This is a genomic window from Pseudomonas sp. S2_B10, from assembly GCF_054668425.1.
Genome location: NZ_CP162768.1, coordinates 3,671,838 through 3,685,738, shown reverse-complemented (window position 1 = coordinate 3,685,738; position 13,901 = coordinate 3,671,838). Strand labels below are relative to the sequence as shown.

The window sequence follows — 13,901 nt, the reverse complement described above, 5'->3', positions numbered from 1 at the left end:
TGCGGATCGGGTTTTTTTATGCCTGCAACAAACCCATCAGACCATCACTGTGGAGAAGGCCTGCTGCTCGACCATTGTGGCAGATGCCCCCAGGCCAGCCTCATCGACCACCGCTCCTGCTGCGTTTTCATGTAACGGTCTGCGGGTGAACCGCCTCGTAAAGTTTCGGGCACGTATCGAGAGCCCGTCCGTGGCATAGCTCGATCTGGCGATAAGCGGGTTGTACAACCTGCCAATCTGACCAGCGGAATGCTTGAACACTCTCGAGACTCCATTGTTCAGATTCAGCACCACGCCATAGCTGTTGCCCAGGCAGGACGAGTATGACCAGTAATCCCAGGTCGGCTGCAGGCCCTGTTCGCGCAACACTCGCCTGACCGGACCGCCGATGTCAGCACCCGCCGACAGCCAGTCGCCACCCACCAGCGTGGCGCGAATGTTCTGCGGTGTTCCCCCCAGACGCTCCAGCACCTGCGTGACACTTCGCTCGATCAACGGGCGAATATTGTGATCAAAATGAATGACCGCACCCACTCTCGTCGTCGGGTTATACAGCGAGGCGATGACGCAACTCTGCGCATTCAACGAAAACAGGTAGTTATCCTGCGATCCGGGACGGAAAGCCGCCACTACGGCTTCGCCCTGCAGCGCGCCGCGGTTCAGCACGGGCTCGACACCTCCAGGAAAAGCATCATTCAAATTGTTCACGCGCCCAAGGTTGCGCACGTTGCCTCCTGTGAGTCCGACCCTGGCATGTGTCCACTTGCCCCCCGGAGCAAGCTGAATCGGTTGCTGATAGATGGCGGTCGGGCGACGGGCATCGACCAGGCTCAGGCCACCGAAATGCGGATTTTCCCTGACCAGAAAGTACTTGCCTCTGTTGCGAATGTAATAGGCCGGTTGCGGCTGTGCAGCGCTGGACGGGCTGCGCCAGGTGCCGAAAAAGACGCCTTCTTCGCTCACCCTTTGCAAATGTTCGGGCGTCTTGCTGACAGCCTGCCTGGCATGAAAGCGTACTTCCCGGATCGCCGGCAGCGCGTCCCTGTGTAGCGGAGCCACGGTATTCAGACGCTCTGACAACAACGAGACCGGCCTCATCGTGTGCTTCAGACTTCTGGCCGCACCGCCCAGCCACTTGATCGCACTGCCTGCGCCGACCATGGCAAACAGCGCCCCCCACGACGCCTCCAGCCAGTGGCCGAGCGCGCCATCGATGTCGCCCTCCAGATGCGCCGCGACCGCCTGACCAGCGCTGACGGCAATGAACACGACATCAAGCAGCAAGGCAAACGGAGGAAACACCATACAAAACGGTGCAGCTGCAAACATCAGACCCTTGACCACTTGGCGTTCGATCATTTGCGCGCGGCTGGTGGTGATGTCCTGCACATCCGTGACCGCGCGCTCGATGTACGCATTGAACTCGCTGCGCGCGTCAATCAGGCGCTGCGCTTCGTGCAGCGTATCGACGCGTTGTTTTTTTGCCGCAATCGCATACAGGGCGCGCGACACGATGCTGCGCGCAGCAACCGGCGTACGCGCCATCAAGTAGTCATGCAAAGCGCCGGCGATGTCGCCGAACAGTGACTGATACGCACGCACCACAATTCCGTCGGGGGCATCAGGCGTGTACAGCCACCAGCATGGCTCGGGGTCGAACGAGGTCAGCACATACACCCCGAGCACGACGTGATGGCGCACGGTGAACCTGAACACGCCGTCACTTTCAACCATGCTGGCGCCCGGAAAATGCGTACCCGGTGCTGGCACCTCGCTCAACAGAGAGACCTGACGGACCAGCGCTGAATACACCGCGTCGCTCAATCGCGCCTGACTTCTGGCAACGCGTAAATCCCGGTCCATCTTTGACAGCAGCACGTTGCGGTAGGCAAAGCGACGCGGTTCGTAGGCAGCATCACGCGGGTCGAGATATTTGCCACGGATCTCGCTGGCGTATTTTTCACCCAGCCACGCCCGGCGCAGATACAGCGCCAGATCGGCGCTGCGCACCTGGCTCAGATCCTGGCCAACCGACGATCGCACGCCTTTTTTCGGATGTTCGATGCCGGAGTTGTCATCGTAGCCGTGAATGGCCAGGTCGAGCAGCGTGGCAACCTGCTGCTTCCTGCGGTCGGCGACACCGGGGTTGTAATCGATCAACACGGTGGCCGGATCGACCGGTTCCAGCACGTTCTTGCTGCGCATATAGGGCGTGATCGCTGCGGCAACCGAGCGCCTGGCGAAATCGACAAAAACCTCGAAACCGCCCAGCAGCTCGTTGAACACCTGCTGATGAACAATCAGCTCCTGATTCAGGCTGCTGATGCGCCGGCGGGCCTCGAGCGCGAGCGTCGTGTACCAGCGCAGCGAGTTGTCCTGCTCGACCCGCTGCAGGTTGTTTGCCAGGGCCATTTTTGCAGCGGCTTCGACGCACTCGTCGAACGGCAAGGGCGTTCGTCGAAGGTCACTCTGCATGCCCCAGAGAGCAGGACTGGCCGCCGCAGCCACAAGATAATCACGTGCCGGGTGATGTGCCGTCGGCGAAAGCTGCTGCAACAGATACTCGCGACCGGATTCGCTCTGCGTCCAGCTCCATACTTCGCCGGTCAACGCCGCAATCGAAGGCAACCGGACCCACTCCTGACCGTCCGGTTTGTTGGGCGCGTACAGCACCAGGTTATTCACCGCTTGCTCAGTCTCTGCCTGGTAGAACACCAGAAGATCGGCGCATTGCATGCCGTTGGGCAGCGTCAATGCGGCCACTTGCAACGGTTTCATTGCCGCTTGCCCAGACCACATCTGCTCCAGACGCTCATGGTCGGAATCCGCCAGATGAGCTGCGCAGCGCGCGACGAATGCGCTCTGCCTGAGCCGTACGGTGAACCAGTCGATGAGTGCCTTTTGCACGTCGGTGCGCTGGTACTGCTCGGCGAGGGCGCGCAGGTAGCCCGCCGGATAATCCTGTTCCGCCAGCATGTCGGCAATGAATGCCGGCTTGAGTGACTGGTTGCGCAACGGCGCAGGACTGCTGATCTCCAATACCGCTGCGAAGTCCTGACCGATCGGCCCGCATGCCAGCAGGTCACTGAGGCTGCGATTGTGGGTCGGCTCACCGACCGCCGAGCGCCATCTGAGCCGCACGTCGATTCGGTCTGGTTCAACCGCCATGTCGAGCTTGAGCTGAATGTATTCGATGGCCTGCTGGCGGGCAAAGTCGCGCAACGAGCCGTGGCCCTGCAGCAGGTCATCGAGAGCTGCCTGCGCCAGTGACGTCTGCTCCTGATAATCGCGCAACAAGGCGCGATCCGGCTCCTTCAGCGCCTTCATCCATGACGGCAGTTGCGCGAAGGAATGCGCCTCGAGAATCTTTTTCTCTGCGCCGGTTGCCAGGGCGGTCAATCGGTACCGACGCGTGCTGCGAGCCTGAACCCGGTCAATTTTGCTGCGCAATTGATCCAGTGTCAGGCCCGCCAGTTGGTCACGGCGCAACAGCAACTCGATGTCCTTGATATAGCGCCGCAGCTTGCGCTTGATCAGGCGATCAAACAGCGCCTCCTGCCCTTTTGTCGCCCAATGTTCTCGCAGGTATTTTTTGTACTGGTCGAGGAAGTGCAACGAAACGCTATCCACCGTCCGGATCACATGCTCATGACGGCTGGACGGTAAACCGGGGTCAGCGCCCCCAGGCCAGCGAAATGGCGCGTCCTGGAGCGCCAGGAACATGACTGGCCGGCCGTCGATAAGCTTTTGCAGAATGGCGTCAAGCAGCGCAACCACAAAGCCCGGGGCGAAATGGCCGTCCGGGTAATGCCTGCGCAGTTCAGTCAAAGCGAAATGCTCCAGCGCCTCGAGCAACGTCATCTGGCTGTTCAAGCGCTTGTCGATCATCACCTGCCAGCGCGTGATGCGCAGGAGGATCTCCTGCACCGACCCCGTAGACGCAGCGGCTATCGGTGGTTTTTCTTCTACAGTCCCTTGTTGATCCGCCATGTCGTCCAGCCTTTTGTTGCGTAGAGATGAGCGCTCACTCTATTTGCCGACAAAAGTGCTCAGGCCATACATATGTATATCGCGGCCGCGAATGTGTAACAGCCAAGCGGTGTGTCCACTTTGCCGGCGACCTGGCGTAAACTGCGCGCTTTTGCAGCTTCGGGCTGCCCCACAGATTTTCAAAGGTGCCCGCCATGCCTTGGCTGCAAGTCCGTCTCGCCATCACCCCGGAACAAGCCGAAACCTACGAGGACGCATTCCTCGAAGTCGGCGCCGTGTCGGTGACTTTCATGGACGCCGAAGACCAGCCGATCTTCGAACCGGAACTCAACACCACGCCGCTGTGGTCGCACACCCACTTGCTGGCGCTGTTCGAAGGCGGTACCGAACCGGAGCCGGTTCTGGCCCATCTGGAATTGCTGACCGGCAGCCCGTTGCCCGAACATCACAGCGAAGTGATCGAGGACCAAGACTGGGAACGCAGCTGGATGGACGGTTTCGAGCCGATGCGTTTCGGCCAGCGTCTGTGGATCGTGCCGAGCTGGCACGCCGCGCCCGAGCCTGATGCGGTCAACCTGCTGCTGGACCCGGGCCTGGCGTTCGGCACCGGCACCCACCCGACCACCGCACTGTGCCTGGAATGGCTCGACGGTCAGGATCTGAAAGGCTGCCACGTGCTCGACTTCGGCTGTGGCTCGGGGATTCTGGCGATTGCCGCCCTGTTGCTCGGCGCCAAACAAGCTGTGGGCACCGACATCGACGTACAGGCACTGGAAGCCTCGCGCGACAACGCTGGGCGCAACAACATTGCCGATGAGCTGTTCCCGCTGTACCTGCCCGAGGATCTGCCGCAGGTTCAGGCCGACGTGCTGGTCGCCAACATTCTCGCCGGCCCGCTGGTGTCGCTGGCGCCGCAGCTGTCCAGCCTGGTCAAGAGCGGTGGGCGCCTGGCGTTGTCGGGCATTCTCGCCGAGCAGGGCGAAGAAGTAGCGGCAGCTTATGCGCAGGACTTCGAGCTCGACCCGATCGCCAATCGCGACGGCTGGGTGCGCATCACCGGGCGTCGGCGCTAAAATGACCGCTTGCCTGAATCGGATCGCCGCATGACCGACAGTTTCGTCACCCAATGCCCGCATTGCCAGACCAGTTTCCGCGTCAACCATGCTCAATTGAGCGTGGCGCGCGGGGTGGTTCGTTGCGGCTCCTGCCTGCAAGTGTTCAATGCCGCCAAGCAGCTGCTCGAGCAACATTCTGGCAAGGACACGGTGACGCCGCTCGCACCAGCGCTGCCTGAAGCGCCCGCGCCTGTCAGCGATTCTGCGGTCGTCGAACAGATCCCCGCACCGCGCGCCATCAGCCAGAAGCAATGGAGCGCGTCGGAACTGGATCTGGACAGCCTCGATCTGGACGAAGAACTCGCCCGCCTCGAACAGCGCGAAATCCAGCCGGCCGCCGAATTCGGCCGTACCCGCGAAGAATCCTTGAGCGCCCGACGCGACAGCCCGGAGCCGGACGAAGGCACATGGCCCGACAGCCTGTTCAGCGAGCCTGCGGATGAGCGCAGCGTAGCGCCGGATATCGAGCCGGATATCGACGGCATCGAAACCCTCGAACCCGAGCGCACCGAACCTTCGCTGTCGCTGGAGCCGGTGGATCTGGATGACGAGCCGCCGATCCCGCAACTGCGCCTGCACGATCCGATCGATCCCAACGCCCGCCGCGAACGCCTGTCAGCCAGCGACGACAACGATGACGACGATCTGCCATTGATCACTTCGCCGCGCAAAAAACGCGAACGGGCCGAGCCCGGCGTGCGCGCCGAGGTCCTGCAGGATCTGACCGACGACCCGCTACAACTGGACTGGCAGCAGCGCCGCTCGCCCTGGGGCCGGCGCCTGCTCTGGCTGGTGCTGGTGGTGTTGGCGGCCGGCGGCCTTGCCGCCCAGTACATCGCCTATCACTTCGAGGAACTGGCGCGGCAGGATCAATACCGACCGTGGTTCCAGCAGATCTGCCCGCAGATCGGCTGCACCGTGCCGTCGAAAGTCGATATCGGCAAAATCAAGAGCAGCAACCTGGTGGTGCGCAGCCATCCCGAGTTCAGCGGGGCGCTGGTGGTCGATGCGATCATTTACAACCGGGCGACGTTTTCCCAGCCGTTCCCGTTGCTCGAACTGCGTTTTGCCGACCTCAACGGTCACCTGATCGCCAGTCGTCGCTTCAAACCCGGCGAGTATCTGAGCGGCGATCTCGAAGGCCTGGCGGAAATGCCGCCGCAGACGCCGATCCACATCGCCCTGGATATTCTCGATCCGGGGCCGAAAGCGGTGAATTACAGCCTGAACTTCCACTCACCGGAATGAACCGCTTCAGCGTTTCCGGATTGACGGCATTTTTCTGACTGATCGCAGCCGACCAAACCGTTGGCGATAACAGAATAACTGTTCAGATTTTGTTCAATTCAGCCTTTAACCAGTCATCGAGAGCGGGTATCATGCCCACCCTTTTTCGAACTCTCATGATCCGGCCCCACTTCAGGGAAGTCCTATGTCGGCGGTACGCATCGGCCCATATACATTGCAAAACGGTTTGATTCTCGCCCCGATGGCGGGCGTCACCGACCAGCCCTTTCGTCAGCTGTGCAAGCGTCTGGGCGCAGGGCTTGTAGTCTCGGAAATGGTCACCAGTGACATGAGCCTGTGGAACACCCGCAAGTCGCGCATGCGCATGATCCACGAAGGCGATCCCGAGCCGCGCTCGGTGCAGATCGCCGGTGGCGACGCGCAGATGCTGGCCGATGCGGCACGGGCCAACGTCGAACTGGGCGCACAGATTATCGATATCAACATGGGTTGCCCGGCCAAGAAGGTATGCAACAAGGCTGCCGGCTCCGCGTTGCTGAAAGACGAAGCACTGGTGACCGAGATCCTGCAGGCCGTAGTGGCCGCGGTTGATGTACCGGTCACCCTGAAGATCCGCACCGGCTGGGATCGCGAAAACAAGAACGGTCTGAACGTGGCGAAGATCGCCGAACAGGCCGGGATCACAGCGCTGGCCGTGCATGGCCGCACCCGCGCCGATCTGTACACAGGGGAAGCCGAGTACGACACGATTGCCGCGATCAAGCAGGCCGTGTCGATCCCGGTGTTTGCCAACGGCGATATCGATTCGCCGGAAAAGGCCCGATACGTGCTTGATGCGACCGGTGCCGATGGCCTGCTGATAGGCCGGGCCGCTCAAGGGCGGCCATGGATTTTTCGCGAGATCGATCATTTCCTGCGTACCGGCGAGAAATTGCCGGCGCCGGAACTGAGCGAAGTGGAACGCATCCTGCTGGAGCATCTGGCTGCCCTTCACGCCTTTTATGGTGACGTGATGGGCGTGCGCATTGCCCGCAAGCATGTGGGCTGGTATCTCGCAACCTTGCCGGGCGCCAGGGAGTTTCGCGCCCGTTTCAATCGTTTGGATGGTACGGAAACACAATGCGCCGACGTTCGGGAGTTCTTCGCCGAGCGTTACAAGAGCCTGACAGGGGACGAAGAAGGGGTGGCCGCATGACGATGATGACCGAGACTTTAGTGAGTGGAACAACACCCGTGAGCGACAACGTGAATTTGAAACAGCACCTCAACACGCCGAGCGAAGAAGGCCAGACCCTTCGCGGGAGTGTCGAGAAGGCGCTGCACAATTATTTCGCCCACCTTGAGGGCGCGTCCGTCACGGATGTGTACAACCTGGTGCTGTCCGAAGTCGAGGCGCCCCTGCTCGAAAGCGTGATGAACTACGTCAAGGGCAACCAGACCAAGGCCAGTGAGCTGCTGGGACTTAACCGCGGCACGCTGCGCAAGAAACTCAAGCAGTACGATCTGCTGTAAGCATTCAATCAAACCAGAAAGGCGCCCGCGTAAAAAACGGTCGCCTTTTTTGCTGACTTCCTTTGCTTTTGATGGAAATTGAGATGACCGACCAGACTACCCGCCTGCCGATCCGCCGCGCCTTGATCAGCGTTTCCGACAAGACCGGGATCCTCGAATTCGCCAAGGAGCTTGAAGCTCTGGGCGTCGAGATCCTCTCCACCGGCGGAACGTTCAAGCTGCTGCGCGACAACGGCGTTGCCGCAGTGGAAGTCGCGGATTACACCGGTTTCGCCGAGATGATGGACGGTCGGGTGAAAACCCTGCACCCGAAAATCCACGGCGGCATCCTCGGTCGTCGCGGTACTGACGACGCGATCATGAACGAGCACGGCATCAAGCCGATCGATCTGGTGGCGGTCAACCTGTACCCGTTCGAAGCGACCATCAACAAGCCAGGCTGCGACCTGCCGACCGCCATAGAGAACATCGACATCGGCGGGCCGACCATGGTCCGTTCGGCAGCGAAAAACCACAAAGACGTGGCCATCGTGGTGAATGCCAGCGATTACGCCAACGTTCTGGAAAATCTCAAGGCCGGCGGCCTGACCTACGCTCAGCGTTTCGACCTGATGCTCAAGGCCTTCGAACACACCGCCGCCTACGACGGCATGATCGCCAACTACATGGGCACCGTGAACCAGGGCGCTGAAACTTTGAGCACTGAAGGTCGCAGCGAATTCCCGCGCACCTTCAACAGCCAGTTCATCAAGGCTCAGGAAATGCGCTACGGCGAGAACCCGCACCAGAGCGCGGCGTTCTACGTGGAAGCCAGGCCGGCCGAAGTCGGCATCGCCACCGCGACCCAGCTGCAAGGCAAAGAACTGTCGTACAACAACGTCGCCGACACCGACGCTGCGCTGGAATGCGTGAAGAGTTTCGTCAAGCCAGCCTGCGTGATCGTCAAGCACGCCAACCCGTGCGGCGTGGCGGTCAGCCCGGACGCTGAGGGCGGCATTCGTCAGGCTTACGAACTGGCCTACGCCACCGACACCGAGTCGGCGTTCGGCGGCATCATCGCCTTCAACCGTGAACTGGATGCCGAGACCGCCAAAGCGATCGTCGAGCGCCAGTTCGTTGAAGTGATCATCGCCCCATCGGTCAGCGAAGAAGCCCGCGCCATCGTCGCGGCCAAAGCCAACGTACGCCTGCTGGCCTGCGGCGAGTGGTCGGCTGAGCGCGCCGCTGCCTGGGATTACAAGCGCGTCAACGGTGGCCTGCTGGTGCAGAGCCGTGATATCGGCATGATCAGCACCGATGACCTGAAAGTGGTGACCAAGCGCGCGCCGACCGAACAGGAAATCCACGACCTGATCTTCGCCTGGAAAGTCGCCAAGTACGTCAAATCCAACGCCATCGTCTACGCCAAGAACCGCCAGACCATCGGTGTCGGCGCCGGCCAGATGAGCCGCGTCAACTCGGCACGCATCGCCGCGATCAAGGCTGAGCACGCCGGTTTGCAGGTGGCCGGTTCGGTCATGGCGTCCGACGCGTTTTTCCCGTTCCGCGACGGTCTGGACAATGCGGCCAAGGTCGGCATCACTGCGGTGATCCAGCCGGGCGGTTCGATGCGTGATGCTGAAGTGATTGCCGCTGCCGACGAAGCCGGTATCGCAATGGTATTCACCGGCATGCGCCACTTCCGTCACTGATTATTTTGCTTGATCGTACCCACGCTCTGCGTGGGCACGCAGCCCGGGACGCTCCGCGTCCCTCGGACGCGGAGCGTCCGTAGAGGCATTCCCACGCGGAGCGTGGGAACGATCAGCCCCCACAGAATTAGCGTCATCCGAGGTTTTTGAAATGAATGTTTTGATCATTGGCAGCGGTGGCCGTGAACACGCTCTGGCCTGGAAAGTGGCTCAGGATCCGCGTGTGCAGAAGGTTTTCGTTGCACCGGGCAACGCTGGCACCGCCATTGAAGCCAAATGTGAAAACGTCGCCATCGACGTGTTGGCGCTGGAGCAACTGGCCGATTTCGCGGAAAAGAACGTTTCCCTGACCATCGTCGGCCCGGAAGTGCCGCTGGTGGCTGGCGTGGTCGATCTGTTCCGCTCCCGTGGCCTGGACTGCTTCGGTCCGACTGCCGGTGCTGCGCAACTGGAAGGTTCGAAAGCCTTCACCAAGGATTTCCTCGCCCGCCACAAGATTCCGACCGGCGATTACCAGAATTTCACCGAGATCGAGCCGGCCCTGGCTTATCTGCGTGAGAAAGGCGCGCCGATCGTGATCAAGGCCGATGGCCTGGCTGCCGGCAAAGGCGTGATCGTCGCCATGACCCTGGCCGAAGCCGAAGACGCCGTGCGTGACATGCTCGCTGGCAACTCGTTTGGCGACGCCGGTTCACGCGTGGTGATCGAAGAATTCCTCGACGGCGAAGAAGCTTCGTTCATCGTCATGGTCGACGGCAAGAACGTGCTGCCGATGGCCACCAGCCAGGATCACAAACGCGTCGGCGACGGCGACAGCGGCCCGAACACCGGTGGCATGGGTGCCTACTCCCCTGCCCCGGTGGTCACCGCCGACGTGCACCAGCGCGTGATGGATCAGGTGATCTGGCCGACCGTGCGCGGCATGGCCGAGGAAGGCAACGTCTACACTGGCTTCCTTTATGCCGGTCTGATGATCGACAAGGCCGGTAACCCGAAAGTCATCGAGTTCAACTGCCGCTTCGGCGATCCGGAAACCCAACCGGTGATGCTGCGTCTGCAATCGAGCCTGGTGCTGCTGGTTGAAGCCGCGTTGGCGCAGGCACTGGACAAAATTGAAGCACAGTGGGATCCGCGTCCGAGCGTTGGCATCGTTCTGGCTGCTGGCGGCTACCCGGGCGACTACGCCAAAGGCGCAGCGATCAACGGTCTGGACGCAGCGTCAGGTCTGGAGGGCAAAGTCTTCCACGCCGGCACCGCGTTGAAAGACGGTCAGGTCGTTACTGCCGGTGGTCGTGTACTGTGTGCCACTGCCATGGGCGCCACCGTGGGTGAAGCTCAGCAGCAGGCCTACAAACTGGCCGCTGCCATCGACTGGGAAGGCTGCTTCTACCGCAAGGACATCGGCTACCGCGCCATTGCCCGTGAACGCGGCGAAACCCAGGAGTAAGCGATCCATCAGGCCCGGCGCGGGATGCCATTCCTCGCCGGGCTGTTCGGTCGTCGCGCATCGTTATATTCTGGCATCAACCTACGAAGGGATTTCGCCGTGCGCTGGCTCAGGATTGCCATAAGCTTCACCGTCACGCTGATGACCTTGCTCTGCATGCTTCCGGCCCAGGCCGCGCAAGGCAGTGGCTGGTCGGTATTGCTTGACGATCAGGGCATCCTGCAACTGAGCGACATCCGCTCCGCTCGCTACACCAATCAATTCAGCCCCATCGAGCTTGACCGTCTGACCGCGGCCGAACCCGAGGGCGCCCTGTGGCTGCGCTTCAAACTGGCGCCGGGCAAGCACGAACAAGTGCTGCGCATCTTTGCCCCCGACCTGTCCCAACTCAATCTCTACGTGCTCGACGGCGACCGGCTGATCGAGCAACGCAATACCGGCAACGAACGGCCGCAGGCCGAACATCCTTTGCCAAGCAGCGATTTCATGCTGCCGCTGCCCCAGGCCGACAAGCCGCTGGACGTCTACGTACGCATGGTCTCCGGCCATCAGCTGCGCCCGCACATCACCCTGCAAGCGGCAATCGAGGGCGCAGCCGATCAGAAGCAGACGCTGATTTTCGGCCTGCTGTTCGGCTGCCTCGCCATGCTCCTGCTGCACAACCTGGTGCGCTACGCCTACTCGCGCTCGCGCAGCAGTCTGTGGCTGGCGATCTGTGAAGGCCTGCTCGGACTGAGTCTGTTCCTGTTGCTCAATCTCGCCGGTCCGTGGTTGCCGAACTGGCAAGCCATTCAGACGCCGGGCGCTTATCTGGCATTGCTGCTGACGGCTCCAGCCGGATTGATGTACGCCCTGCGCTTCTTTGCACCACTGGGCCAGCATCCGCTGAACAAACTGCTGTGGGGCGACATTCTGTTGATCGTCACGTGCAGCCTGTTGCTGCTGTTCGTCAACACCTTGCCGCTGAACATCATCACCTACGCACTGGTCGCACTGGCCGGCCTGAGCATGTTGCTGGTGGGCTTCTATCACTGGCAAAAGGGTTATCGACCAGCGCGTCTGTTCGTCGCCGCCATGATCGTGTTCAACATCGGCACCCTGGTTATCCTGCCGGCGCTACTGGGGCTGACCCTGGTCACGCCGCAAGGCCTGATCATGACGCTGATGGTGTTCATCTGCATCAGCGGTCTGCTGATGAGCGTCGCCTTGGGCGAGCGACAGCGCAGCATCACTGAAAGTCGTTTCAGCATCAGCCGCGACCTCGCGGCAAGCAACGCCGAAATCAACGCCAAAGCCGAATTCCTCGCCAAGATCAGCCACGAAATCCGCACACCGATGAACGGCGTACTGGGCATGACCGAGCTGCTGCTGGGCACGCCGCTGTCGGTCAAGCAACGCGATTACGTGCAGACCATCCACAGCGCCGGCAACGAACTGCTGACCCTGATCAACGAGATCCTCGACATCTCCAAGCTCGAATCCGGGCAGATCGAACTTGATGACGTGCAGTTCGACCTCAACGCCTTGATCGATGATTGCCTGAGCATCTACCGGGCCAAGGCCGAACAACAGAACGTCGAGCTGATCAGCTTCATCCAGCCGCAAGTGCCACGGGTGATCAGCGGCGATCCGACGCGCCTGCGCCAGACCTTGCTGAGCCTGCTGGAAAACGCCCTGAAGAAAACCGAAGAAGGCGAAGTGCTGATCGTCGTTGCACTGGACGAGCGCAGCAGCAAGCCGCGCCTGCGCATTGCCGTGCAGGACAGCGGCGTGCCGATGGAGTCGGAAGAGCGCGAAGCGCTGTTGCACGCCGAATTGCACAGCAAGCACTTCCTCTCGGCCAATCGCCTGGGCGGCAATCTCGGCCTGGTGATTGCGCGCCAACTGATCCGCCTGATGCAAGGCGAGTTCGGCATCAAGAGCGGCGCCACCCAGGGCAGCACTTTGTGGCTGACCCTGCCACTGGACCCGGATCGCCTCGAACATCCGACCTCCGACCTCGACAGCCCGCTGCAAGGCGCGCGGGTATTGGTGGTCGACGACAACGACACTTGCCGCAAAGTGCTGGTGCAGCAGTGCAGCGCCTGGGGCCTGAATGTCAGCGCCGTGCCGTCGGGCAAGGAAGCGCTGGCGCTGCTGCGCACCAAGGCGCATCTGCGCGATTACTTCGACGTGGTCCTGCTCGACCAGAACATGCCCGGCATGACCGGCATGCAACTGGCAGCGAAGATCAAGGAAGACCCGAGCCTGAACCACGACATTCTGCTGATCATGCTCACCGGCATCAGCAACGCGCCGAGCAAGATCATTGCGCGCAATTCGGGGATCAAACGAATACTGGCCAAACCGGTGGCCGGCTATACGCTCAAGACCACGCTGGCTGACGAGCTCAATCAACGCAACAAGGGCCAGGTCGCGTTCCAGCCGCAGGTCGTTACGGCGGCCACAGCGGCCAAAGTGCCCAGCGACTTCCGCATCCTCGTCGCCGAAGACAACACCATCTCGACCAAAGTGATCCGTGGCATGCTCGGCAAGCTCAACCTGCAACCGGACACCGCGAGCAACGGCGAAGAAGCGCTGCAAGCGATGAAGGCCCAGCGTTACGACCTGGTGCTGATGGATTGTGAAATGCCGATCCTTGATGGCTTCTCCGCCACTCAGCAACTGCGCGCCTGGGAAGTCAGCAATCAGCGCATCCGCACACCGGTTGTAGCCCTCACCGCGCACATTCTTGCCGAACACAAGGAGCGCGCCCGGCAGGCCGGCATGGACGGGCACATGTCCAAACCGGTCGAGCTCTCCCAGTTGCGCGAGTTGATCGAACACTGGGTTGCCCAACGCGATCAGCAGAACCGGGCCACGACCCAGCCGTCGTAAACCGACAGAATCTGCGGTGCC

At 61.3% G+C, this 13,901-nt stretch carries 8 protein-coding genes; 7 read left to right on the top strand and 1 reads right to left on the bottom strand.

Translation table 11 applies throughout. The features are described 5' to 3' along the window. Positions 1 to 36: 36 nt before the first annotated feature. Positions 37 to 3,990: a type III effector 1 gene (locus AB4O45_RS16400; RefSeq protein WP_460160309.1), complete on the bottom strand. Its 3,954-nt coding sequence runs from the start codon at positions 3,988 to 3,990 to the stop codon at positions 37 to 39. A gap of 194 nt (positions 3,991 to 4,184) precedes the next feature. Between AB4O45_RS16400 and prmA the strand changes: the two genes are divergently transcribed. The 7 genes from prmA to AB4O45_RS16365 all read left to right on the top strand — a co-directional run bounded on the left by prmA (position 4,185) and on the right by AB4O45_RS16365 (position 13,880). Next, positions 4,185 to 5,063, top strand: a complete 879-nt coding sequence (gene prmA / locus AB4O45_RS16395) for a 50S ribosomal protein L11 methyltransferase (RefSeq protein WP_056787691.1) — start codon at positions 4,185 to 4,187, stop codon at positions 5,061 to 5,063. A 30-nt stretch (positions 5,064 to 5,093) separates the two neighbouring features. Further along, positions 5,094 to 6,353, top strand: coding sequence for a DUF3426 domain-containing protein (locus tag AB4O45_RS16390; protein WP_236169639.1), 1,260 nt, complete (start codon positions 5,094 to 5,096; stop codon positions 6,351 to 6,353). A 184-nt stretch (positions 6,354 to 6,537) separates the two neighbouring features. Beyond that, complete coding sequence (gene dusB, locus AB4O45_RS16385; RefSeq protein ID WP_016771866.1) at positions 6,538 to 7,548, top strand: tRNA dihydrouridine synthase DusB; 1,011 nt, start codon at positions 6,538 to 6,540, stop codon at positions 7,546 to 7,548. Then, a complete protein-coding gene (fis, locus tag AB4O45_RS16380; protein ID WP_002555375.1) occupies positions 7,545 to 7,865 on the top strand; it encodes a DNA-binding transcriptional regulator Fis in 321 nt (106 codons plus the stop codon). The genes dusB and fis overlap by 4 nt, the downstream gene beginning before the upstream one ends. Positions 7,866 to 7,948: 83 nt before the next feature. Then, on the top strand, positions 7,949 to 9,556 hold the full coding sequence (purH, locus tag AB4O45_RS16375) for a bifunctional phosphoribosylaminoimidazolecarboxamide formyltransferase/IMP cyclohydrolase (protein ID WP_150741626.1): 1,608 nt from the start codon (positions 7,949 to 7,951) through the stop codon (positions 9,554 to 9,556). Positions 9,557 to 9,707: 151 nt separating this feature from the next. Then, positions 9,708 to 11,003 (top strand): phosphoribosylamine--glycine ligase, encoded by a 1,296-nt coding sequence (gene purD, locus AB4O45_RS16370; RefSeq protein ID WP_460160308.1) that lies wholly within the window; start codon positions 9,708 to 9,710, stop codon positions 11,001 to 11,003. A 99-nt stretch (positions 11,004 to 11,102) separates the two neighbouring features. After that, positions 11,103 to 13,880, top strand: coding sequence for a hybrid sensor histidine kinase/response regulator (locus AB4O45_RS16365; RefSeq protein ID WP_460160307.1), 2,778 nt, complete (start codon positions 11,103 to 11,105; stop codon positions 13,878 to 13,880). Positions 13,881 to 13,901: the final 21 nt, after the last annotated feature.